20 protein-coding genes are annotated in these 21,267 nt (G+C 65.6%); 12 read left to right on the plus strand and 8 right to left on the minus strand.

Annotated elements, in window-relative coordinates:
* The first annotated feature begins 2 nt into the window (after positions 1-2).
* The gene (locus tag ACODRW_RS08040; protein ID WP_107800096.1) at positions 3-473 is read left to right on the plus strand and encodes a hypothetical protein; all 471 of its coding nucleotides are present in this window, start codon (positions 3-5) and stop codon (positions 471-473) included.
* A 48-nt stretch (positions 474-521) separates the two neighbouring features.
* Here the strand turns inward: ACODRW_RS08040 and ACODRW_RS08045 are convergent, their stop codons facing one another.
* On the minus strand, positions 522-2,006 hold the full coding sequence (locus ACODRW_RS08045) for a methyl-accepting chemotaxis protein (RefSeq protein WP_107800095.1): 1,485 nt from the start codon (positions 2,004-2,006) through the stop codon (positions 522-524).
* A 203-nt stretch (positions 2,007-2,209) separates the two neighbouring features.
* Entirely contained in the window at positions 2,210-4,303 is a 2,094-nt protein-coding gene (gene pta / locus ACODRW_RS08050; protein WP_107800094.1) for a phosphate acetyltransferase, read from the minus strand.
* A 673-nt stretch (positions 4,304-4,976) separates the two neighbouring features.
* Here pta and ACODRW_RS08055 point away from each other — a divergent pair.
* From ACODRW_RS08055 to ACODRW_RS08085, 7 genes are all read left to right on the plus strand, one after another.
* Positions 4,977-6,086, plus strand: coding sequence for an aromatic ring-hydroxylating oxygenase subunit alpha (locus ACODRW_RS08055; protein ID WP_488905497.1), 1,110 nt, complete (start codon positions 4,977-4,979; stop codon positions 6,084-6,086).
* Between the two features lie 75 nt (positions 6,087-6,161).
* Entirely contained in the window at positions 6,162-6,689 is a 528-nt protein-coding gene (locus ACODRW_RS08060) for a hypothetical protein (protein ID WP_107801906.1), read from the plus strand.
* Positions 6,686-7,576 (plus strand): DMT family transporter, encoded by an 891-nt coding sequence (locus ACODRW_RS08065; RefSeq protein ID WP_233246720.1) that lies wholly within the window; start codon positions 6,686-6,688, stop codon positions 7,574-7,576. Before ACODRW_RS08060 ends, ACODRW_RS08065 begins: the two co-directional genes overlap by 4 nt.
* Positions 7,577-7,657: 81 nt before the next feature.
* Positions 7,658-8,470 carry a DMT family transporter gene (locus tag ACODRW_RS08070; protein ID WP_107800092.1) on the plus strand — a complete coding sequence of 271 codons (813 nt, stop codon included), beginning with the start codon at positions 7,658-7,660 and terminating at the stop codon, positions 8,468-8,470.
* 51 nt (positions 8,471-8,521) lie between these two features.
* A complete protein-coding gene (locus ACODRW_RS08075; RefSeq protein WP_488905498.1) occupies positions 8,522-9,037 on the plus strand; it encodes a ClbS/DfsB family four-helix bundle protein in 516 nt (171 codons plus the stop codon).
* Positions 9,038-9,101: 64 nt separating this feature from the next.
* Positions 9,102-9,464, plus strand: coding sequence for a SpoIIAA family protein (locus ACODRW_RS08080; protein WP_048415463.1), 363 nt, complete (start codon positions 9,102-9,104; stop codon positions 9,462-9,464).
* 109 nt (positions 9,465-9,573) lie between these two features.
* Positions 9,574-11,886, plus strand: a complete 2,313-nt coding sequence (locus ACODRW_RS08085) for a Tex family protein (RefSeq protein WP_253313961.1) — start codon at positions 9,574-9,576, stop codon at positions 11,884-11,886.
* A 42-nt stretch (positions 11,887-11,928) separates the two neighbouring features.
* Here the strand turns inward: ACODRW_RS08085 and ACODRW_RS08090 are convergent, their stop codons facing one another.
* On the minus strand, positions 11,929-12,411 hold the full coding sequence (locus ACODRW_RS08090) for an Lrp/AsnC family transcriptional regulator (protein WP_227104270.1): 483 nt from the start codon (positions 12,409-12,411) through the stop codon (positions 11,929-11,931).
* A 131-nt stretch (positions 12,412-12,542) separates the two neighbouring features.
* Here ACODRW_RS08090 and phhA point away from each other — a divergent pair, with 131 nt between their 5' ends.
* The 4 genes from phhA to ACODRW_RS08110 all read left to right on the plus strand — a co-directional run bounded on the left by phhA (position 12,543) and on the right by ACODRW_RS08110 (position 17,530).
* Positions 12,543-13,436, plus strand: a complete 894-nt coding sequence (gene phhA / locus ACODRW_RS08095) for a phenylalanine 4-monooxygenase (RefSeq protein ID WP_488905499.1) — start codon at positions 12,543-12,545, stop codon at positions 13,434-13,436.
* Between the two features lie 310 nt (positions 13,437-13,746).
* A complete protein-coding gene (locus ACODRW_RS08100) occupies positions 13,747-14,739 on the plus strand; it encodes an extracellular solute-binding protein (RefSeq protein WP_107800088.1) in 993 nt (330 codons plus the stop codon).
* 108 nt (positions 14,740-14,847) lie between these two features.
* A complete protein-coding gene (locus ACODRW_RS08105; RefSeq protein ID WP_488905500.1) occupies positions 14,848-16,458 on the plus strand; it encodes an ABC transporter permease in 1,611 nt (536 codons plus the stop codon).
* A 10-nt stretch (positions 16,459-16,468) separates the two neighbouring features.
* Positions 16,469-17,530, plus strand: a complete 1,062-nt coding sequence (locus ACODRW_RS08110) for an ABC transporter ATP-binding protein (protein WP_488905501.1) — start codon at positions 16,469-16,471, stop codon at positions 17,528-17,530.
* A gap of 121 nt (positions 17,531-17,651) precedes the next feature.
* Here the strand turns inward: ACODRW_RS08110 and ACODRW_RS08115 are convergent, their stop codons facing one another.
* The 5 genes from ACODRW_RS08115 to bufB all read right to left on the minus strand — a co-directional run bounded on the left by ACODRW_RS08115 (position 17,652) and on the right by bufB (position 21,254).
* Positions 17,652-18,164, minus strand: a complete 513-nt coding sequence (locus ACODRW_RS08115) for a hypothetical protein (protein WP_227104264.1) — start codon at positions 18,162-18,164, stop codon at positions 17,652-17,654.
* A 25-nt stretch (positions 18,165-18,189) separates the two neighbouring features.
* Positions 18,190-19,038: a phosphoserine phosphatase SerB gene (gene serB / locus ACODRW_RS08120; protein ID WP_235087465.1), complete on the minus strand. Its 849-nt coding sequence runs from the start codon at positions 19,036-19,038 to the stop codon at positions 18,190-18,192.
* 60 nt (positions 19,039-19,098) lie between these two features.
* Positions 19,099-19,569, minus strand: a complete 471-nt coding sequence (locus tag ACODRW_RS08125; RefSeq protein WP_488905502.1) for a DoxX family membrane protein — start codon at positions 19,567-19,569, stop codon at positions 19,099-19,101.
* A 121-nt stretch (positions 19,570-19,690) separates the two neighbouring features.
* Positions 19,691-20,440, minus strand: a complete 750-nt coding sequence (locus tag ACODRW_RS08130) for an HvfC/BufC family peptide modification chaperone (protein WP_488905503.1) — start codon at positions 20,438-20,440, stop codon at positions 19,691-19,693.
* On the minus strand, positions 20,427-21,254 hold the full coding sequence (bufB, locus tag ACODRW_RS08135) for an MNIO family bufferin maturase (RefSeq protein WP_488905504.1): 828 nt from the start codon (positions 21,252-21,254) through the stop codon (positions 20,427-20,429). The genes ACODRW_RS08130 and bufB overlap by 14 nt, the downstream gene beginning before the upstream one ends.
* Positions 21,255-21,267: the final 13 nt, after the last annotated feature.

Raw genomic sequence — 21,267 nt, forward strand, 5'->3', positions numbered from 1 at the left:
CGATGAAACATTCCCTGATTCTGGCCGGCCTGCTGGCCCTGGCCGCCGGCGCCCAAGCCGCCGACGTTCCGTCCTTCAAGCAGAAGCCGGGCGGTCAGCCGCTGGTGATCAACGGCAAGACTTATTACAAACAAGCGGCGCCGGCCGGCAAGCTGCCGCTGGGCGTCAGCGCCCGCTCGGCGGCGAGCGAAGGCGGCGCGACGCTGAAGCGCGGCGACGTGCTGCGTTCCGAAGGCGAACTGGCGCCGTCCAAGGTCAGCGGCGTGGTGATGGTGAAGCTGGCTTCGCCGCGCGACGAGGCCGCGCTGGCGCGCGATCACAGCCTGAGCGTGCGCTACCGCACCCAGAGCGTGGTGGTGTTCGACGCGCCGGCCCAGGCCGAGCTGCTGTCCTTGCAGCAGCGTCTGGCCGCGGACAAGCGGGTCAAGCAGGTGCAGTTGGAGGTGTTCAGCAATAGCGAGTTGCCGCAGTAAGGGCGTTCGCCAGTCCAAAGGACGACGCCGGCCCGGGGCCGGCGTTTTTCATGCCTCGGCGGTGTGCGGCTGCAGGTGGCGGGTGTTTTGGCCCAGTTCCACCAGCAAGCGATCCAGCCGCGCGATGGCGTCGGCGATGGCCTGGGTTTCGCCGGACAGGCTGCGCGTGGATTCGCCCACCGCGGTGATGTCGTGGGCGAACTGGGCGAAACCCTGGTTCTGATTGGCTTCCGCTTGAGACATCTGGCTGAGCAGGCTGGCCAGCTCGCCGGTTTCGCGGATGATGCCGGAGAGTTTTTGCTGGGCGTCCACCGAATGGTCGCGGCCGGTCCGCATCTGCTGATTGCCGTCCCGCATCGCCACCAGCGCCTGATTGGTGCCGTCGACGATCAGCCGGATCTTCTGCTCGATGTCCAGGGTGGCGTTCTGGGTGCGCTCGGCCAGTTTGCGCACCTCGTCGGCCACCACGGCGAAGCCGCGGCCCAGCTCGCCGGCGCGCGCCGCCTCGATGGCGGCGTTGAGCGCCAGCAGATTGGTCTGGTCGGCGATGTCGCGGATCAGCTGCACGATGCCGCTGACCTCGGCGCTGCGTTCGCCCAATTGTTCCAGCCGGCCGGAGGCCAGCGCAATCACCTCGCCGGCCTTGCTCAACTGGCGCACCGCCTGGTCCATCGCCTCGCCGCCGCCCAAGGCCGCCTGGCCCGCGGTGTGCGCCAGCTGGGTGGCGGTTACCGATTGCTCGGCGTTCTGGCTGGTGACCACCGCCATCTGCTGGGCGATCACCACCATGTCCTCGGAGCGTTCGCGCTGGCTGGCCATGGTGTCGGCCATATTGCCGGTGCTGCCGGCGATGTCGCGGCTGGCGCTGGAGGCGGCCTGGATGGACTGGGTCAGCTGGGCCATCAGCTGCCGCATCGCCTGTTGCGCCTGTTCGGCCTCGCGCCGCGCGCTTTCCAGTTTCTCGAAGCTTTTGACCTTGGCCTTGTCGAAAGCCAGCGCCAGGGCCAGCACCACCAGGGACAGGCCGGCCAGAGACTTGGCTTGCAGCTTGGGGATTTCCGCGTGGGGAATCGGGTTGGCCGGCAGCAGGCCGCGGGCGCTCAGCCACAGGAAGAGCCCGATGGCGGCCGCGGTCAGCGCCAGCCAGACCATGCCGGAGACGCGGGTGGCGACGAAGACGGCGGTGAAGGGAATGGCGGCGAACCAGACAATGCTGGTGGATTGGATGCCGCCGTTGACGTAGACCATCCAGCACACCATCGCGTACATGCAGCTGGTGATGAATTCCGCGCTGAAGCGCACCGCGCCGCTGAGCTTGAGCAGCAGCGGCCCCAGCAGCAGGCCCAGGCCGCCTAGCGCGATGCCGGCGGCCATCGCGCGGTGGCCCAGTTGCAGGTATTCGACGGCGAACAGCGGCGCCACCAGACCGGCCAGCAGGCCGACGCCGACGACGGTGCGGCCGCGGATCGCCTGTTCCGGGGATAGGCGGACGCGGTCCGGGATGAACCATTCGGTGATGGTTTGAATCGACATGGAGTGCCCCTCTGATGCGTTGTAGACGCGGCTGCGGACGCAGCTTGTTGTTGTGCGGCTCTTATGGCGCTCCAATGTAAAACAATTGTTTGAATTAACGCAATGGCATGACCGGACAGGGCGGCGAAGGGGAGGGGCGCTGTTGCGCGGAACGGCGAAACCGCCTGCCGGGCGGCAGGCGGTTGGGGGAGGGCGGCTTCAGTTCAAGCGGACTCGCCTTGCTCCGCCTGCAGCGCGGTCAGCGCGATGGTGTAGACGATGTCGTCCACCAGCGCGCCGCGCGACAGATCGTTGACCGGCTTGCGCAGGCCTTGCAGCATCGGGCCCACCGACACCACGTTGGCCGAGCGCTGCACCGCCTTATAGGTGGTGTTGCCGGTGTTGAGGTCCGGGAACACGAAGACGGTGGCGCGGCCGGCCACCGCGCTGTCCGGCGCCTTCTGGCGGCCCACCGATTCCACGCTGGCGGCGTCGTACTGCATCGGGCCGTCTATCAGCAGGTCCGGCCGCTTTTCCTTGGCGATGCGGGTGGCTTCGCGCACTTTTTCCACGTCCGAGCCGCTGCCGGAGGAACCGGTGGAGTAGGAGATCATCGCCACTCTCGGCGGAATGCCGAAGGCGGCGGCGGAGTCCGCCGACTGAATGGCGATGTCGGCCAATTGCTCGGCGTCCGGGTCCGGGTTCACCGCGCAGTCGCCGTAAACTAGCACCTGCTCCGGCATCAGCATGAAGAACACGCTGGAGACGATGCGGGCCCCCGGCGCGGTCTTGATTAGCTGCAGGGCCGGGCGGATGGTGTTGGCGGTGGTGTGCACCGCGCCGGACACCAGGCCGTCCACTTCGTCCAGCGCCAGCATCATGGTGCCCATCACCACATTGTCTTCCAGTTGTTGCTCGGCCATCGGCGCGTTCAGGCCCTTGCTCTTGCGCAGCTCCACCATCGGCGGCACGTAACGGCCGCGCACCTCGTTGGGGTCGATGATTTCCACCGATTCCGGCAGGGCCACGCCCTGGGCTTCCGCCACTTGCAGGATTTCGGCGCGCTGGCCGATCAGCACGCAGCGGGCGATGCCCTTCTCGTGGCAGATGGCGGCGGCCTGGATGGTGCGCGGTTCGTTGCCTTCCGGCAGCACGATGCGCTTATTGGCCTTGCGCGCCTTTTCCATCAGCTGATAGCGGAAGGCCGGCGGCGGCAGGCGCAGTTCCTGCGGCGCGCCGATGTATTGCTTCAGCGGCGCCACGTTCAGGTGTTCGGCGACGAATTCGATCACGCGTTCCATGCGCTCGCGGTCGTCGGACGGCACTTGCAAGCTCATATTGTTGAGCGCGCTGCTGGTGTCGAAGGTATTGGATTCGCTGGCCATCACCGGCATGCCGCCGGTGAAGGCTTGCTGGCACAGCAGCATGATGCGCGGGTCCGGCATCGAGTCGCAGGTCAGCAGCAGGCCGGCCAGCGGCACCCCGTTCATCGCCGCCATCGCGGTGGCCAGCACGATGTCCTCGCGGTCGCCCGGGGTGATGATCAGCGCGCCGGGCTTGAGCAGGTGCACGATATTGGGCACGGTGCGGGCGGTCACCACCATGGTGCGCACGCGCCGGCTGGTCAGTTGGCCGGCGTGCAGCAGCCGCGCCTTCAGATGATTGGCCACGTCCAGCGTGCGCGGCGCCAGCAACTCGGGTTCGTGCGGGATGGCGCCCAGCAGCGGCAGTCTGACCTTCTTCATCAGGCTGCCGCTTTCCAGCACCTCGGTGGCGATGTCCTGGGCGTTCTGATCCTTGGGCACCCGGTTGAGGATGTAGCCGGCGACTTGTCCGCCCTGACCACCGCCAAAGGCCTGGATGCTCATTTCCAGTTGCTCGGCGATCTCATGGCTGGCCAGGTTGTCGGCGGCGCTGACCAGGATGGTCTGCGCCTGCAGATTGCGGGCGATCTTGGTGTTGAGGAAGGTGGAGAACACCTGCTTCTGGTCCGGCACCAGGCCTTCCACCAGCACCACGTCCACCTGATGGGCCGCCTGCTGATACAGGCTGACCACTTCCTCCATCAACTGATCCACCTGGCCCTTGGACAGCAGGTGTTCCACCCGCTCCATCGGAATCGGCTCCGGCGGATTGAGCCGGCAGATGGCGCGCGCGAAGTGGGTGGAGCGCTCCGGCTCCTTGGGGTCCGCGCCCTGGGCGATGGGCTTGACGAAGCCGACGCGCAGGCCGGCCTGTTCCAGGCTGTGGATGGCGCCCAGCGCCACCGAGGTCAGGCCGGCGTTGAAGCCGATGGGTGCGAGGAAAAAGGTTTGCATGGTTTCAGAGACTTTCCTGTGACGCGCGGCGGGCATGGGCGCGAATGGCGGTCCGGCACCGACCGAACGGTGTCGCAGGCTGCAGGCGCTTGGCGCGATGAGTCGTTAAATTCAGCATTTCGGCAAAAATCAGCGGTTTTGTCGCCATTGGACCCGAGCTCGCGGCCGCGGCGGCGGGCATGGATTCCCGCTGCGTCGGACGCGGCTTTCAATCGGTATAGCATTGCCGGAAGCCGGCGTCAGCGCCGCGGGGTCTCCGGCGAAAAGCATGGCTGCGCCTGCTTTTACGCGGCAGGCATTGTAACTGGCGGCATATCGGCTACAGTCCAGATGGGGTCAGGCTCCAGGGCCGGACGGCGGCGATGACGGCGATTATAACATCATGAATTAAGCGACTCTAATATTGCATTGCAGCGTGAATGCTAAAGCTTTGATTCCTATCAAAAATATTATTCTAAGTATGATTTGGGTATGGCAAGCTGATGTTTTTACGCCAAGAACCCGCTTCCAGCAGAGAGGAAAGGCTTGCCCCGGTGGGGGGGCGGGGGCATAATCCGCCCCTCGGCCGCAAGGTTCGGCCTTGTTTTTGTTGATTGTTTTTGATAGTCCCGCAAACTCGTTTTAAGCGAGATTCGGCTGGTCTTATATCTTCTACCACGGAGGTGTGGGAATAATGTCTGATCTGGCTTCCGCTCAGTTGCTTCAAGCTTCTGCTGCCCAGCTACCCGTCTATACCTATTTCGATCCTGCCTATTACGCTCAGGAACAGCGGCTGCTGTTTGGAGACGCGCCCCTCTACTATGGCCATGAGCTGATGACGCCGAACGCCGGCGATTATCAGACTCTGGAATGGATGGGCCACGGCAAGATGCTCAAGAACGTGGATGGACGGGTCAAGCTGATCTCCAATGTCTGCCGCCATCGCCAGGCGGTCATCTATAAAGGCCGCGGCAACGGCAACCATATCGTCTGCAATCTGCATGGCTGGACTTACGACGCCGAAGGCGCTTTGCTGGGCGCGCCGCATTTTCCGGAAACGCCGTGCCTGAAGTTGAACCAGACCGAGCTGACGCGTTGGAACGGCCTCTTGTTCGACGCGCGCCGCAATGTGGCGCGCGATCTGGAAAACCTGGGCGTGGCCAAGCACATGAGTTTTGACGGCTACGCCTACCATTCCAGCCATCTGAGCGAGTACGGCTTCAACTGGAAGACCTTCATCGAAGTGTATTCCGAGGATTACCACGTCGATCCCTTCCACCCCGGCCTGGGCAATTTCGTCGATTGCGGCGACCTGAAATGGGAGTGGGGCGCGCAATACCATGTGCAGACCGTGGGCGTGAAGAACCAGCTGGCCACTTCCGGTTCCCGCGCCTATGGCAAATGGCATGAGGAAGTCCGCCGGCGCTACGCCGATCAGCAGCCGGAGTTCGGCGCCATCTGGCTGACTTACTACCCCAACATCATGGTGGAGTGGTACCCGCACGTGCTGGTGGTCAGCGTGGTGATGCCGCGCGGGCCGGAGCAGTGCACGGTGTTGACCGAGTTCTACTACCCGGAGGACGTGGTGTGGTTCGAGCCGGAGTTCATCGAGGCGGAGCAGGCGGCCTACTTCGAAACCGCCAAGGAAGACGACGAAATCTGCTACCGCATGCACGAAGGCCGCTGCGCCTTGTGGCTGCGCGGCGAGAACGAGGTGGGGCCTTATCAATCTCCCACCGAGGAGGGCATGTTGCACTTCCACGAGTTCTACCGGCGCAAAATGGGCGCGGCGCTGGCTGGTTAAGCGGCGGCTTGCAGTGTCATAATGGAAAGGCGCGGACCCAGTCCGCGCCTTTCTTATTCTGGTTTGCCCGATTCCATGCTCAAAACGCTTTTCCGCTGTTTGCCCTTGTCGCTGGCGCTGCTGGCTCCGCTGGCCCAGGCCGCCGTCTATACCGACGCCGCCAGCCGGGTGCGTTTCAATGTGCCGCCGGGCTGGAAGGTCCGCCCCAGCGTGGTGGACGGTCAGCGCGTGCTGCGCGTGGTGCCGCCCAAGGCGGACCAGCGCGAGCGCGCCGCCATCGATGTGCAGGTCTTTGCGCGCAAGCCGGGGCGCGGCGACACCCTGGCCCGGCTGGCGCAGAAATACCGCCGCGAGGGCGATAACCGCGAAGCCGCCAATTTCGCCCGCGGCAACAGCCGCAGCGGCCGGCTGGTCACCGAATACCGCGACGGCCGTTTCGTCTCCAACCGCTTGTGGATCGTCCGGCATAATCTGCACGTGTTCCAGCTGGGGGACAAAAAGCGCATGGCGGAGGCGCGCTGCGCCGCCAACGCGTCGGAGTTCAAGACCTACCGCCGGCAGATGGAGGCCATCTGTCTGTCGCTGGAATTGTTGAAGCGATGACGCCGGCGCTGAGCGAGGGCGCGAGAACCCTGGGGCTGCGCTTGCGCCAGGGACGTTTGGGCTCCGGCTGGATGGTGGTGGCGGCCCTGTGCTTCGCCTTGATGAGCATGTTCGTCAAGCTGGGCGCCGACGCCTTCGGCTCCACCGAGCTGCTGTTCTGGCGCACTGCCATCGGCGCGCTGACCTTGGGCGCGGCGATGGCCTGGAAGCGCCAGTCGCCGCGGACGCCGCATTGGCGCGGCCACATCAAGCGCAGCTTCGTCGGCTATATGTCCATGGTGGCGCTGTTCTACGCGCTGACCCGGCTGCCCTTGTCCACCGCGGTGACGCTGAACTACACCTCCTCGCTGTTCTTCGCCTTATTGTGCGTGGTCAAACTGAAGGAGCGCCTGACGCCGCGCACCGGCCTGGCCTTGTTGCTGGGCTTCGTCGGCATCGTCATCCTGCTGCGGCCCACTTTCAGTTCGGCGCAGTGGCTGGCCGGCCTGATCGGACTCTTGTCCGGCGTCAGCGCCGGCTACGCGGTGTTTCAGGTGAGGGAGCTGGGCCGGATGGGCGAACCGTCCTGGAAGGTGGTGTTCTGGTTCTTCTCCGTTTCCAGCCTGTTCGGCGGCGTCTGGCTGATCCTGGGGCCGGGCTTCAGCGCGGTGACGGCGGACAATGTCTTGCCGCTGCTGGGCGTCGGCGTTTGCGGCATGCTGGGCCAGCTGGCGATGACTCGCGCCTACAAGGACGGGCGCAAATACCTGGTGGCCAGCTTTGCTTATCTGACGGTGCTGTTTTCCGTGCTGCTGGGCGTGGTGTTGTGGGGCGACCCGCTGAGCGGATGGTCGCTGGCGGCGATGGCCTTGATTGTGGGGTCCGGCCTGATGGCGGCCCTGCGTTGAAACAGAACTTGGATATTCAACAACAATGCATAAGGATAACGTGGTTTGACTAGCGGAAAGTGGCGCCTGGGTTCGGGCTGGATGGTGGTGGCGGCGGTGTTTTTCGGCCTGATGGGGGTGTTCGTCAAGCTGGGCGCCGAGTATTTCTCCTCCACCGAGCTGGTGTTCTGGCGCACGCTGATGGGCGTGGTCACCCTGGGCGCGGCGGCCTTGTGGCGGCGCGATCGCTTCGCCACCCCCTTGCTGCGCTATCACGTGCAGCGCGGCCTGATCGGCTACGTCTCGATGCTATTGTATTTCTACGCCATCGCCCATTTGCCGCTGTCCACGGCGGTCACGCTCAACTACACCTCGCCGATGTTCCTGGCGCTGTTGTCGGTGGTCCTGCTGCGCGAGCGCCTGCCCAAGCAGGCGCTGGCCGGCCTGGCGCTGGGCTTTGTCGGCGTGGTGCTGTTGCTGCGGCCCACCTTGTCCAGCGAGGCCTGGGTGGCCGGCCTGCTCGGCGTCGGCTCCGGCCTGCTGGCCGGCTGGTCCTATCTGCACGTGAGGGAACTGGGCCGCCAGGGCGAGCCGGAATGGAAGGTGGTGTTCTATTTCGCGCTGATCTCCACGCTGGGCGGCCTGCTGCTGATGTTGTTCGAAACCTGGCACCCGGTGACGCTGGAAAACGTCTGGCTGCTGCTGGGCCTGGGCGCCACCGCCACCATCGCCCAATTGGCGATGACCCGCGCGTATAAAGTGGGGCGCAAGCTCTTGGCCGCCAATCTGTCCTATCTGACCGTGGTGTTTTCCACCCTGTTGGGCGTGGGGCTGTGGGGCGACCCGCTCAGCGCCGCCGGCTTGGCGGCGATGGGTTTGATCATCGTCAGCGGCATGCTGGCCAGCCGGCGTTAAGCTGGAAGCGAAATCCGGCGCTGCGCCGGACCCGGCCTGGAGGGTGGGAGGATGGCGGTACCGGCGGACAAGGCGGCTTTGCTGGCGGCGATGAGGGACGAATACCGGCGCTTGCGCGCGGTGTTGGCGCGGGTGCCGCCGGAGCGCGCCTTCGTCCAGGAACTGGACGGCCACGCCAAGAACAGCCGGATGAGCGCGGCGGACCTGCTGGCCTATCTGCTGGGCTGGCAGGCGCTGGTGCAGAAGTGGCACCGGCTGGAGCGGGAAGGCCTGCCGATAGACTTTCCCGACGCCGGCTACCGCTGGAATCAACTGGGCCTGCTGGCGCAGAAGTTCTACCGCGATTACCAGGAGATAGGCGACTGGACGCGGCTATGCGCGATGCTGGACGACAGCCAGCGCCAGGTGGAGGCGCTGGTGGAGAGCTACTCCGACGAGGCGCTGTACGGCCGCGCCTGGTACGACAAATGGACGCGCGGGCGGATGATACAGTTCAACACCGCCTCGCCCTGCCGCAACGCCCGCGGGCGGCTCGTCGCTTGGCTCAAGACGCTGCTGGCCGCCTGAAAAAGCTTGCCGCGCCAATGCGGCCAGGCCTTAAAATGAAAGCGACACCGCAAAGGAGAAGCACATGATCTCGATACGCGAACAACACTACGGCCTGGACGTGGCGCTGTACAACGAATTCACGCTGGCGGACTTCAAGCTGCTGGAAGAGGCCTTGCTCAAGCGCCAGTCCGAGTGTGCCAAGCCCGACCTGCTGCTGGACCTGACCGAGTTGAAGGACTTCACGCTGGACATGGCGGTGGAAGAGGTCAAATTCATGCGCGCCCATGAAAACCACGTCGGCCGTGTGGCGCTGGTGGTCAGCGATGTCTGGATCAAGCTGGCCGCCCACATCGCCGGCCTGCTGTCCAATACCCGCACTCAGTATTTCGATACCGCGGAAGAGGCCCAGGCCTGGTTGGAAAGCCCGGTGGCGGCGGGCACCTGATTTGTCCGGTTGCGCTGATTTCGGGACGCCCGATGCGGCGTCCCGGTTGATTTTGTCGGCAATGGCGGTAGAGTAGCGGTTTTTGTTCAACTCGAAAGAATAAAAACCGATGTTGAAAAGCATTTCCCATCGTCTGGCGGCGGAACTCTCCGTCCGCGAGGCGCAAGTGGCCGCCACCATCGAACTGATAGACGGCGGCGCCACCGTTCCCTTCATCGCCCGTTACCGCAAGGAAGTCACCGGCGGTCTGGACGACACCCAGCTTCGCACCCTGGCCGAGCGCCTGGTGTATCTGCGCGAACTGGACGAGCGCCGCGTCAGCATCCTCGGCAGCATTTCCGAGCAAGGCAAGCTGAGCCCCGAACTGGAGGCCGCGCTCTACGCCGCCGACAACAAGACCACGCTGGAAGACCTTTACCTCCCCTACAAACCCAAGCGCCGCACCAAGGCGCAGATCGCGCGCGAAGCCGGGCTGGAGCCCTTGGCCGACGGCCTGCTGTCCGACCCTAGCCAGGACCCCAACGCCGCCGCGGCCGCCTATGTCAACGCCGAAGCCGGCGTGGCGGACGCCAAGGCGGCGCTGGACGGCGCGCGCGCCATCCTGATCGAGCGTTTCGCCGAGGACGCCGAACTCTTGGGGCGATTGCGCGAAAAACTGTGGAGCGAGGGCGAGCTGGCCGGCCAGGTGGTGGCCGGCAAGGAGCACGAGGGCGCCAAGTTCTCCGATTATTTCCAGCACCGCGAAGCCATCCGCGCCACGCCCTCGCACCGCGCGCTGGCGCTATTGCGCGGCCGCAATGAGGGCGTGCTCAGTCTGACGCTGAAGTATCAGCCGGACGAGACGCCGATCACCGAGCGCTCCGCCTACGAGCAGTTGATCGCCGCGCGCTTCGGCGTGAGCGACGCCGGCCGCCCGGCCGACAAATGGCTGCTGGACGGCGTGCGCCTGTGCTGGCGCGCCAAGATCTTCCTGTCGCTGGAACTGGAACTGGTGTCGCGGCTCAAGGACGCCGCCGACGCCGAGGCGATCAAGGTGTTCGCCGACAATCTGCACGACCTCTTGCTGGCGGCGCCGGCCGGCCGGCGCGCCACCCTGGGTCTGGACCCTGGCCTGCGCACCGGCTGCAAGGTGGCGGTGGTGGACGACACCGGCAAGCTGCTGGACACCGCCACCATCTATCCGCACGAGCCGCGCCGCGACTGGGACCGCTCGCTGGCGGTGCTGGGCGCCTTGTGCGCGCGTCACCGCGTGGATCTGATCGCCATCGGCAACGGCACCGCCAGCCGCGAAACCGACAAGCTGGCGCAGGAGCTGATCCGCGCCTATCCGCAGCTGGGCATGACCAAGATCGTGGTGTCCGAAGCCGGCGCCTCGGTGTACTCGGCCTCGGAACTGGCGGCGCGGGAATTCCCGGATCTGGACGTGTCGCTGCGCGGCGCGGTGTCCATCGCCCGCCGCTTGCAGGACCCGCTGGCGGAGCTGGTGAAGATCGATCCCAAGTCCATCGGCGTCGGCCAGTACCAGCACGACGTTAATCAGAGCCAGCTGGCGCGCGCGCTGGACGCGGTGGTGGAGGATTGCGTCAACGCCGTCGGCGTCGACGTCAACACCGCCTCGGCGCCGCTGCTGACCCGCATCTCCGGCCTCAACGCCACGCTGGCGGCCAATATCGTGTCCTACCGCGATCAGAACGGCGCCTTCCGCAACCGCAGGCAATTGCTGAAAGTGCCGCGGCTGGGCGACAAGACCTTCGAACAGGCGGCCGGCTTCCTGCGCATCCGCGACGGCGACAACCCGCTGGACGGCTCCGCCGTGCATCCGGAAGCCTATCCGGTGGTGGAGCGGATCGTGCTCAAAACCGGCCGCGAGATGAAATCGCTGCTCGGCGATTCCGGCTTCCTGAAAACGGTGAAGGCGGTGGACTACACCGACGAGCGCTTCGGTCTGCCCACGGTGATGGACATCCTGCGCGAGCTGGACAAGCCGGGCCGCGACCCGCGTCCGGAGTTCAAGACCGCCACCTTCCAGGACGGCGTCGAAGACATCAAGGACTTGCAGCCGGGCATGGTCTTGGAGGGGGTGGTCACCAATGTCGCCAACTTCGGCGCCTTCGTCGACATCGGCGTGCACCAGGACGGCCTGGTTCACATCTCGGCCTTGTCCAACAAGTTCGTCGACGACCCGCGCAAAGTGGTCAAGGCCGGCGACGTGGTCAAGGTCAAGGTGATGGAAGTGGACGCGGCGCGCAAGCGCATCGCGCTGACCATGCGGCTGGACGACGCGCCGGGCGCCGGCAACAGCCGCGGCCCGCGCAACGACGGCCCGCGTGCTCAGGACCGGCGCGGCGGCGACCGCCAGCGCGGCCAGCAGCCAGCCGGCGACACCGCGATGGCGGCGGCGTTCGCCAAGCTCAAGCGCTGAGGGGGCTGAAGTCAAAAACGGCGGGGATATTCCCGCCGTTTTTCATTCCGGCACCGAGGACAGCGGCAGCTTCATCGTCTGTTTGATCGCGTTCAAGGCGATGGTGGATTTGACGCTGCGCACCAGCGACAGCCGCATCAGCCGGTTCATCACGAAGGTGGACAGCGAGGGCAGGTCCGGCACCACGATGCGCAGCAGATAGTCCGCCTCGCCGGCGGCGGCGTAGCATTCCAGCACTTCCGGCAGCTCGTTGATGGCCTGGGCGAATTCCTGCAAGGCGCTTTCGCTGTGGCGCTCCAGGCTGACGTGGGCGAAAGCCATCACCGACAAGCCCACCTGTTCCGGCTTCAGCGCCACCTGATAGCCCTGGATCACGCCGCTTTCCTCCATGCGCTGGATGCGGCGGCCGATCTGGGACGCGGACAAAGCCACTTGCTGCGCCAGTTTCTGATGGGTGACGCGGGCGTCGTGCTGCAACGCGTCCAGGATCTGGTAATCGAAGCGGTCCAATTCAATTTTGCGCATAGTGAGCATTTCATGGCGGTTATATGCGGCAAGTGTGCAAAAAAAATCGCATACAGGCAAATTTTGCGGTCTTCCCGCATCGCTCCGGACCTAAACTAGAGTTATCCACCTAAATATCCGGACCCACCGCCATGAACGACCGAGCCGATTTCGTCGTGCCCGACATCACCACGCGCAAGAACGTCGGACTCAGCCACGACAGCGCGGACTTCACCCTGCCGCAACCGCTGGAGCGCTACACCGCCGCCGACCACGCCACCTGGGCCACGCTGTACCGCCGCCAGAGCGAGATGCTGCCGGGCCGCGCCTGCGACGAATTCCTGGAAGGCCTGGAGCGCCTGGGCGTGGACGCGGACCGGGTGCCGGACTTCGCCAAGCTGAATGAACAACTGATGGCCGCCACCGGCTGGAAAATCGTGGCGGTGCCGGGCCTGATTCCGGACGATGTGTTCTTCGAGCATCTGGCCAACCGCCGCTTCCCGGTCACCTGGTGGCTGCGCGAGCCGCATCAGCTGGACTATCTGCAAGAACCCGATGTGTTCCATGATTTGTTCGGCCATGTGCCGCTGTTGATCAATCCGGTGTTCGCCGACTACCTGGAGGCTTACGGCAAGGGCGGGATGAAGGCCAAGGCCTTGGGCGTCTTGCCGATGCTGGCGCGCTTGTACTGGTACACGGTGGAGTTCGGCCTGATCAACACGCCCAAGGGCATGCGCATCTACGGCGCGGGCATCGTGTCCAGCAAGGGCGAATCGGTGTACTGCCTGGACAGCGCCAGCCCCAACCGCGTCGGCTTCGATCTGGAACGCATCATGCGCACCCGCTACCGCATCGACACTTTCCAGAAAACCTATTTCGTCATCGACAGCTTCCAGCAGTTGTTCGACGCCACCGCGCCGGACTTCGCGCCCATCTACGCGCGGCTGGCGGCGGAACCGACGCTGGGCGCCGGCGACGTGGCCCCGGCAGACAAGGTGTTCAACATTGGCGACCGCAGCGGCTGGGGCGATTCCGAGGATGTGTGAAGCCTGGCCGTGATGGCTGGCAAGCTTGGGATAGACCCGCCGCGGCGGGTCTTTTTATTTGTTTCGATTAAAACGAAAGCAGGGGTGTTTACTAGATTGATAAGCATTCTCATTTTTGTTAGAGTCCGTTTACGATCTTGCGAGCTAGAGCGAGACAAGGCGAAAACGGCTGAGAAAGCGGAATGTACACACGGTACATGAGCATTTCGAAGCCGTTTTCAACGCCGTATCGCCGCAGCGCAGCAGATCGTAAACAGGCTCTTAGATTGAGGCTCTGATTCCTATCGCTCAACCCAACAGGGGACACACCTTGAAAACGCACCTGATGCTTGCCGCCGTCCTGGCGGGTTTCGCCGGCCACGCCATGGCGGAAGACGTAGTGGTTTACAGCGCTCGCGCCGAGCAACTGCTCAAGCCCATCATCGAGGTTTACAAGAAGGAAACCGGCGTCAACATCAAGCTGGTGTCGGACAAGGAAGGTCCGCTGATGGAGCGCCTGCGCGCCGAGGGCAGCAACAGCCCGGCCGATCTGCTGCTGACCGTGGACGCCGGCAATCTGTGGCAGGCCGCCAAGATGGGTCTGTTCAAGCCGGTGAAGTCGCCCTTGCTGGACGCCAACATTCCGTCCTATCTGCGCGATCCGGGCCATGAGTGGTACGGCCTGTCCATCCGCGCGCGCACCATTTTCTACAACACCCAGAAAGTGAAGCCGGGCCAGCTGTCCAGCTACGCCGACCTGGCCGACCCCAAGTGGAAGGGCAAGCTGTGCCTGCGCACGTCCAAGAAGGTCTACAACCAGTCGCTGGTGGCGATGATGTTGTCCGATCTGGGCCCGGTGAAGACCGAGAAAGTGGTCAAGGGCTGGGTGGATAATCTGGCCACCCGCGAATTCCCGGACGACACCAAGATGCTGGAGGCCATCGCCGCCGGCCAGTGCGAAGTGGGCATCGCCAACACCTATTACTACGGCCGCCTGATGGAAAAATCGCCCAATCTGCCGGTAGGCATCTTCTGGGCCGACCAGGCGGGCAAAGGCACCCATGTGAACGTTTCGGGCGCCGGCGTAGTCAAGTACGCCAAGAACGAAAAGGGCGCGCTGAAGTTCCTGGAATGGCTGTCCAGCGCCAAGGCGCAGAATATGTTTGCCGACGTGAACATGGAGTTCCCGGTCAACCCCAAGGTCAAGCCTGACGCGCGCGTGGCCGCCTGGGGCGACTTCAAGCACAGCTACATCAATGTCGCCAATGCCGGTTCGCGCCAGGCGGAAGCGGTGAAGCTGATGGACCGCGTCGGCTACAAATAAGCCGCGGCGGGCAGCCAGTCCGCATTTATTTACAGCCTGTCGGGCACCAAAGCCCCGGCAGGCTGTCTTTGCTTGTTTCCCTGCGTTTTTGACATGGTTTCTCCGCCGATGATCCGTTCTCTGTCGCCTTGGCGCGGCCTGGCCTTTGGCGTCAGCCTGCTGACCGTCGCGCCCTTGCTGGTGATTTTATGGTCGCTGCTGGCGCCGGATTGGGAGGTGTGGCGGCATTTGTACGATTACACGCTGCCGGAGCTGCTGCTCAACACCGTGTATCTGATAGGCGGCGTCGGCGCCGGCGTGCTGCTGCTGGGCGTGCCGCTGGCCTGGCTGACCGCGGTGCACGATTTCCCCGGCCGCCGTTTCTTCCACTGGGCGCTGATGCTGCCGCTGGCGATGCCGGCCTATGTGCTGGCGTTTTCGCAATTGGGCCTGTTCGATTTCACCGGGCCTTTGCAGACTTGGCTGCGCGAGCGTTTCGGCGATTCGTCCTGGGTGCCCAATATCCGTTCCACGCCGGGCGTGATCCTGGTGATGTCGCTGGCCTTCTACCCCTATGTCTATCTGTTGGCGCGCAACGCCTTCGCCACCATGGGCCGGCGCGCGCTGGAGGTGGGGCAGTCGCTGGGCCTGTCGCGCTGGCAGGGCTTCCGCCGCGTGGCGCTGCCGATGGCGCGGCCGTGGATCGCCGGCGGCCTGATGCTGGCGCTGATGGAAACGCTGGCGGATTTCGGCACCGTGGCCATTTTCAATTTCGACGCCTTCACCTCGGCCATCTACAAGGCCTGGTTCAGCCTGTTCTCCTTGCCGGCGGCCAAGCAACTGGCGTCCTTGCTGGTGTTGATGGTGCTGCTGCTGCTGTGGCTGGAGCAGCGTTCGCGCGGCCGCCGCGCCTATACCCAGGCCGGCAAGGCGGCGCCGCAGCCGCGCTTGCGGCTGGAAGGCGCGGCCGGCTGGCTGGCCGCCGCCGCCTGCTCGCTGGTGCTGGCGCTGGCCTTCGTCTTGCCCTTCGGCCAGCTGCTGGTCTGGGCCGGCGCCCACCTGGCCGAGGACCTGGACGCGGATTTCCTCGGCCACGTGGTCAACTCGCTGCTGCTGGCCTCGCTGGCCGCCGTTCTGGTGGCCATGATCGCCTTATTGCTCAGTTACGCGGCGCGGCGCGATCCGACGCGCTGGACCCGTTTGTGGAGCCGGCTGGCGACCCTGGGCTACGCGGTGCCGGGCACGGTGCTGGCGGTAGGGGTGTTCGTGCCGGTGGCCTGGTTCGACAATCTGTTGCTGGACTGGCTGCGCCCCTGGCTGGCGGCGGACGCCAGCGCGGTGATCAAGGGCACGTTGCTGGTGCTGATGCTGGCCTATGTGGCGCGCTTCCTGGCCGTGGGGCATTCCGCGGTGGACGCGGCCATGCACCGCATCAGCCGCAGCCAGGAGGAGGCGGCGCGCAATATGGGCTACAGCGGCTTGCGCCTGCTGGCGCACCTGCATCTGCCGCTGCTGCGCGGCGGCCTGTTCACCGCGGCGCTGATGGTGTTCGTCGACGTGATGAAGGAGATGCCGATCACGCTGATGACCCGGCCTTACGGCTGGGACACGCTGGCGGTGAGAATTTTCAATTTGACCACCGAGGGCGAATGGGAGCGCGCGGCCTTGCCGGCGGTGGCCATCGTGCTGGCCGGCCTGTTGCCGGTATGGGTGCTGTCGCGGCAGAAGGATGCGGCCTGAGATGAAGCGTATGGATAGGCAAGCTTTGCTGGAGTTCGACCTGGTCAGCCAGAAGTACGGCGAGACCCGCGTGGTCGACAATATGAGTTTCGAATTGCGGGCGGGCGAAATCGCCTGCCTGTTGGGCAGTTCCGGCTGCGGCAAAACCACGGTGCTGCGCTGCATTGCCGGTTTCGAGGGCTTGCTGGGCGGCGAGATCCGCCTCAACGGCCAGGTGATCAGCTCCATCCGCGAGCAGGTGCCGGCGCATCAACGCCGCATCGGCATGGTGTTTCAGGACTACGCCTTGTTCCCGCATCTGACCGTGGCCGGCAACGTCGGCTTCGGCCTGGACGCCTTGCCCAAGGCCCAGCGCGCGGCGCGGGTGCTGGAGGTGCTGGAGGTGGTGGGCCTGGCGGAGTGGGCGCGGCGTTACCCGCACGAGCTGTCCGGCGGCCAGCAGCAGCGGGTGGCGCTGGCGCGGGCTCTGGCGCCCAGCCCCAGCCTGCTGCTGCTGGACGAGCCCTTTTCCAATCTGGACGTGGACCTGCGCGAGCGCTTGTCGCGCGAGGTGCGCGACATCCTGAAAAGCCAGGGCGCCACCGCCATCATGGTGACCCATGATCAGCACGAGGCCTTCGCCATCGCCGACCGCGTCGGGGTGATGCAGCAGGGCCGGCTATTGCAGTGGGACACGCCGTACCGGCTGTACCACGAGCCGGCCACCCGCTACGTCGCCGACTTCATCGGCCAGGGCGTGTTCCTGGCCGGCAAGGTGACCGGGCCGCGTTGCGTGGCGTTGGAGATAGGCGAGTTCTGCGGCATCGTGCCCTTGCAGTTCGAGACCGGGGACGAGGTGGACGTGCTGGTGCGGCCCGACGATGTGCAGCACGACGACGCCAGTCCGACGCGGGCCCTGGTCTGCGCCAAGGTGTTCCGCGGCGCGGAGTTCCATTACACGCTGGCGCTGCCTTCCGGCCAGCGGGTGCTGGCCCAGGTGCCCAGCCATCACGACCACGCGGTGGGGGAGGCGATAGGCATCCGGCTGGAGCTGGATCATTTGATCGCCTTTCCGCGCGAGGGCAAGGCTTAGGCAAGGCTGATTCGCCACGGAAATACGTAGCAGAACGCAGGATCAGAGCGCAGGCCGTGTCCGCGTGTTTCAGCGTGTTTCCTTGGCGATGGGGGATTTTCCGGTGCTTGGATTCTCGGGTTCAGCGCTCGAGGATGGCCTTGCGATGGCGGCGGAACACCCATTTCTCCCACAGCAGGCGAGTGGTTTCGTCGAAGGCGCCGGCGATGTCGGCGCGAATCAGATAGTTGCCGTTTTCGCCCGGCGTCACCGTGTTGATGCGGGCGGCGAGGAAGAGCAGCAGCGCAGAATCGGGATTGGGGCATAGCGCCACCAGCACCGGCTCGCTGCCGTGGTTGGCGTGGTCGGAGATCCAGGCAATGCTGTCCAGGCCCAGCCGGCACGGCGTCAGCGGCGGGCGCTCCGGGTGGCGGGACAGCAGCGACACTTCCAGCGCCAGGTCCAGCTTGGCCTCCAGCCTGACCAGCATCGGATCGGCCTCGGGCAGGGTTTCGGTGGGCGCGGCCAGCACCCGCAGCGCCAGCCGGGTTTCGCGTTCCTGGCGCGCCGGGCAGATCCCGCCCGGCAAGGGCTGGACCGAGAACGGCAGTTCGGCGTCGAAACTGGCGCTGCCCAGTTCGGGAAATAAGCTCATCGGTCGGCTCCCGCGGCGTGGCCGTTCAGTGATACAGGTTCAGGATGCGGTCCAGGCCGCCGTGGTTGACGGCGATGTCGGCCTGGGCGCGCACCACCGGCTTGGCGTGCACGGCGATGCCGACGCCGGCTTCGGCCAGCATCTGCAAGTCGTTGGCGCCGTCGCCCATCGCCAGCACCTGCTCCGGCTTCAGTCCCAGCGCCTCGCGCTGCTGGATCAGCAAGCGCTTCTTGGCGGCGGCGTCGACGATGGGGCCGCGCACCCGGCCGGTCAAGGCGCCGTTTTCCACTTCCAACTGATTGGCGAAGGCGAAGTCCAGGCCCAGCTCCGCTTTCAGTCTGTCGGTGAAGAAGGTGAAGCCGCCGGACACCAGCATGAATTTGACGCCGTGGCGTTTGCAGGCGGCCAGCAAGGCCTCGGCGCCCGGCATCAGCCTGACTCTTTCACGATAGACCTGTTCCAGCGCGCTTTCCGGCAGCCCGCGCAGCAGCGCCACCCGCTCCGTCAGCGAGGCGGCGAAGTCCAGTTCGCCATGCATCGAGCGCTCGGTGATGGCCGCCACCTGAGGCTTGAGGCCGTTCATGTCGGCGATTTCGTCTATGCATTCGATGGTGATCAGCGTGGAGTCCATATCCGACACCAGCAGGCCGAAATCGGCGAAGCTGCGGCCGGCTTCGACATAGGCGCCGTCGTAGCCCCATTGCTCGCACAAGGCCAGCGCCGCGGTCCGTTGCGCCGGCGCCGCGCCGCGCAGGCGCGCCACGTTTGGACTGGGGTGGTCCATATGGGTGGCCTCGGCTAGGTGGGCCAGTTCATGCAGATGATGCGGGTCCAGCGCGTCGGCTTGGATCACCAGGGTGTAGGCGAGGCTCATGGCGTGGCGGGTCAATGCGTGTCGGAACGGGCATTATGCCACGCCGCGCCGGCCGCCGGTTCAGTCCCGCGCCGCATGGCACCGGCTCCAGCGCCGCAGCGGCGCGTCCAGGGACAGCAGGCCGGGGCCGAAGGCGAACACGGCGGCGATCAGCATGCCCCAGTAGTAATGGAATTCGCGGGTGGCCTCGGTCAGCCCCGGATAACTGATCACCGCCACCGCGTTGAGGATGAACAGGCCGGCGGCGGCGAAGCGCGCGCCCAGGCCCAGCGCCAGCAGCGCGGACAGGCCCAGTTCGCCGGCCGTGGCCAAGGCCGCGGCGACGGCGGGCGGCAGCAGCGGCACGTGGTATTCCTCGGTGAACAGCAGGAGGGTGGTGTCCCAGTCGTCTATCTTGGTCAGGCCGGATTTGAAGAACACATTGGCGATCCACAGCCGGAACAGCAGCAAGAGCAGCGGTTGCAGCAGATCGCCGCCGTGGATCAGCCAGCGGTAGGGTGTGTTGAGGCGGGAGCAGGTCAAGGGGTTCATGGCGGGTGTCTCCTGTGTGTTGAGTATGGTTCAGCGGCGGCGCATGGCAAACCGCGGGCGTGCGTTCCCCCTCCATGCCCGCAAGCTTGGATGAGATTCCGCACTCAGGGTTTAAGCGTGTTTACAGCGTGACGTCTTGGATCAGGCGTTGCTGGAACAGCCGCAGCAGGCCGGCCTGCAGGTCGAAGTCCGCTTCGGCGGCCAGCGCCTGTTCCACCGCGGTTTCCAGCGTCGCGCCGTCGAGGAAGGCTTGCAGCAGCGCGGCCAGGCCGGGGCCGACGATGTCGACCTGAACCCGGCCCTGGAGGCGGTAGACCAGCGTCGCCTCCGGCTGCCGGTGCAGATCCACGTCCAGCGCCACCGGCTGGCGTTGGTGGGCCAGCCAGATCGACGCGGCCGGCCAGGGGCTGAGCAGGGTGGCGACGTCGGGCAGCGGCCGCAGCCTGAGTTCGCCCCAGCGTTGCTGCGGGAAGGCGGCCAGCGCGGCGCTGTCGGCCGGCGCGGCGTCGGCGGCGTAGTAGGCGCGGTGGACCCGCCATTCCAGCCGCGCGACGTCCGCCAGATAGGGTAGTTCGCGCGCGTGTTCGAAGCCGGCGACGAAGTCGCCGAAACCGGCGCCGTACAGGTGCAGATTGCCGCTGAGCGACGGGTGGCCGCCGATGAAGACGCGGGCCAGGCCGGTGAAGAAGTCCTCGCCCACCAGTTGGCGGCAGACCGGGTAGATGAAGGCCAGGGTGTCGATCAGCCCCACCCGGTAATTGTTGCGGTAGACCGCGAGGCCGGCCGGGTTCAGCGCCAGCGCCGCTTCCGCCGCGCGGGCCGGATCGGCGATCTGTTCCAGCAGTTCCGCCTGCCAATCAAACCCGTTCATACGCGGCCTCCAGGATGGCCTGGGCCTTGGCGGCCTCGCCGCGCAAGGTGGCCAGCGGCGGAATCTCCAGGTCCCATTCGATCAAGGTGGGCCGCGGGCCCAGCCGGGCGATGGCTTCGCGGTACAGCTGCCAGACGCCGTCGTGCACCGGCTGGCTGTGGGTGTCCACCAGCATGCCCTCGCGTTCGCTGTAGCCGGCCAGGTGGATCTCGCCTATCGCCTCCGGCGGCAGCGCGTCCAGCACCGCGTCGGTGTCCACGCCCAGATTGACGCGGTTGACGTAGAGATTGTTGATGTCCAGCAGGATGCCGCAGCCGGTGCGGCGCACCAGTTCGGCCAGGAACTCGCCCTCGTGCATCTCGTTGCCGGGGAACTCCAGATAGCTGGACAGGTTTTCCAGCAGAATGACTCGGCCCAGCGCGTCCTGGGTTTCCGCGACGTGGCCGGCGATCACCGCCAGCGATTCGCGGGTATAGGGAATGGGCAGCAGATCGTTGACGAAACGACGTTCGGAATGGTTGAAGGACAGGTGTTCCGACACCGCGGCCGGCTGTACGGCGTCCACCAGCCGCTTGAGCGAGGCCAGATGGGCCGGGTCCGGGCACGCGGCCGAGCCCAGGCCCAGGCCGACGCCGTGCAGCGATAGCGGCCAACAGGCGGCCACCTCATGCAGCATGCTCCAGGGCATGCCGCCGTCGAAGAAGTTCTCGCTGTGTACTTCCACCCAGCCCAGGTCCGGGCGGCTGTCCAGCGCTTCGCGGTAATGTGGGGCGCGCAGGCCGATGCCGCAGACCGCGGGAAGCTTGGTTTCCATCATCATTCACCTC

This window comes from Chromobacterium sp. FG89 (genome assembly GCF_057808735.1).

Coding starts and splice junctions, on each gene's coding strand:
- ACODRW_RS08105 (WP_488905500.1), top strand. CDS start 14,848: ATGATCCGTTCTCTGTCGCCTTGGCGCGGCCTGGCCTTTGGCGTCAGC.
- ACODRW_RS08085 (WP_253313961.1), top strand. CDS start 9,574: ATGTTGAAAAGCATTTCCCATCGTCTGGCGGCGGAACTCTCCGTCCGC.
- ACODRW_RS08070 (WP_107800092.1), top strand. CDS start 7,658: ATGGTGGTGGCGGCGGTGTTTTTCGGCCTGATGGGGGTGTTCGTCAAG.
- ACODRW_RS08110 (WP_488905501.1), top strand. CDS start 16,469: ATGGATAGGCAAGCTTTGCTGGAGTTCGACCTGGTCAGCCAGAAGTAC.
- ACODRW_RS08075 (WP_488905498.1), top strand. CDS start 8,522: ATGGCGGTACCGGCGGACAAGGCGGCTTTGCTGGCGGCGATGAGGGAC.
- ACODRW_RS08055 (WP_488905497.1), top strand. CDS start 4,977: ATGTCTGATCTGGCTTCCGCTCAGTTGCTTCAAGCTTCTGCTGCCCAG.
- ACODRW_RS08080 (WP_048415463.1), top strand. CDS start 9,102: ATGATCTCGATACGCGAACAACACTACGGCCTGGACGTGGCGCTGTAC.
- pta (WP_107800094.1), bottom strand. CDS start 4,303: ATGCAAACCTTTTTCCTCGCACCCATCGGCTTCAACGCCGGCCTGACC.
- ACODRW_RS08040 (WP_107800096.1), top strand. CDS start 3: ATGAAACATTCCCTGATTCTGGCCGGCCTGCTGGCCCTGGCCGCCGGC.
- ACODRW_RS08045 (WP_107800095.1), bottom strand. CDS start 2,006: ATGTCGATTCAAACCATCACCGAATGGTTCATCCCGGACCGCGTCCGC.
- ACODRW_RS08130 (WP_488905503.1), bottom strand. CDS start 20,440: ATGAACGGGTTTGATTGGCAGGCGGAACTGCTGGAACAGATCGCCGAT.
- ACODRW_RS08115 (WP_227104264.1), bottom strand. CDS start 18,164: ATGAGCTTATTTCCCGAACTGGGCAGCGCCAGTTTCGACGCCGAACTG.
- bufB (WP_488905504.1), bottom strand. CDS start 21,254: ATGGAAACCAAGCTTCCCGCGGTCTGCGGCATCGGCCTGCGCGCCCCA.
- phhA (WP_488905499.1), top strand. CDS start 12,543: ATGAACGACCGAGCCGATTTCGTCGTGCCCGACATCACCACGCGCAAG.
- serB (WP_235087465.1), bottom strand. CDS start 19,038: ATGAGCCTCGCCTACACCCTGGTGATCCAAGCCGACGCGCTGGACCCG.
- ACODRW_RS08065 (WP_233246720.1), top strand. CDS start 6,686: ATGACGCCGGCGCTGAGCGAGGGCGCGAGAACCCTGGGGCTGCGCTTG.
- ACODRW_RS08090 (WP_227104270.1), bottom strand. CDS start 12,411: ATGCGCAAAATTGAATTGGACCGCTTCGATTACCAGATCCTGGACGCG.
- ACODRW_RS08060 (WP_107801906.1), top strand. CDS start 6,162: ATGCTCAAAACGCTTTTCCGCTGTTTGCCCTTGTCGCTGGCGCTGCTG.
- ACODRW_RS08125 (WP_488905502.1), bottom strand. CDS start 19,569: ATGAACCCCTTGACCTGCTCCCGCCTCAACACACCCTACCGCTGGCTG.